Consider the following 859-nt stretch of genomic DNA (forward strand, 5'->3'; position numbering starts at 1 on the left):
TTATTGATAGTGTTTTATGTTCAGATAATGCCCGATGACTTTGTCATGCAGCTCCACCGATTTTGTGAGCGACAGCGACTTCCGTCCCAGCCGTGCCAGGTGCTGCCTCAGATTCAGGTTATGCCGCTCAATTCGCTGCGTATATCGCTTGCTGATTACGTGCAGCTTTCCCTTCAGGCGGGATTCATACAGCGGCCAGCCATCCGTCATCCATATCACCACGTCAAAGGGTGACAGCAGGCTCATAAGACGCCCCAGCGTCGCCATAGTGCGTTCACCGAATACGTGCGCAAACCGTCTTCCGGAGCCTGTCATACGCGTAAAACAGCCAGCGCTGGCGCGATTTAGCCCCGACGTATCCCCACTGTTCGTCCATTTCCGCGCAGACGATGACGTCACTGCCCGGCTGTATGCGCGAGGTTACCGACTGCGGCCTGAGTTTTTTAAGTGACGTAAAATCGTGTTGAGGCCAACGCCCATAATGCGGGCGGTTGCCCGGCATCCAACGCCATTCATGGCCATATCAATGATTTTCTGGTGCGTACCGGGTTGAGAAGCGGTGTAAGTGAACTGCAGTTGCCATGTTTTACGGCAGTGAGAGCAGAGATAGCGCTGATGTCCGGCGGTGCTTTTGCCGTTACGCACCACCCCGTCAGTAGCTGAACAGGAGGGACAGCTGATAGAAACAGAAGCCACTGGAGCACCTCAAAAACACCATCATACACTAAATCAGTAAGTTGGCAGCATCACCTTTTGCGTCTATAGTCATGATGTCAAATGAACGCGTGTCGACAGGAAATCATCATGAATAAATATCAGGCAGTTATTAGTGGTTTTGGCAAGGCGGGAAAAACATTAG

Annotated in this window: 1 protein-coding gene and 1 pseudogene; both read right to left on the reverse strand. The window is 51.9% G+C overall.

Features of this window, described 5'->3' with window-relative positions; genetic code table 11:
* Window positions 1-502, reverse strand: a pseudogene (locus F0Q32_RS26895) (IS1 family transposase).
* Window positions 421-696, reverse strand: a complete 276-nt coding sequence (locus tag F0Q32_RS26640; RefSeq protein ID WP_000179213.1) for an IS1-like element transposase — start codon at window positions 694-696, stop codon at window positions 421-423. The pseudogene F0Q32_RS26895 and the gene F0Q32_RS26640 overlap by 82 nt, the downstream one beginning before the upstream one ends.
* Between the last annotated feature and the right edge of the window lie 163 nt (window positions 697-859).

Source organism: Pseudocitrobacter sp. 73, from assembly GCF_008369545.1.
Taxonomy (GTDB): Bacteria; Pseudomonadota; Gammaproteobacteria; order Enterobacterales; family Enterobacteriaceae; genus Pseudocitrobacter; species Pseudocitrobacter vendiensis.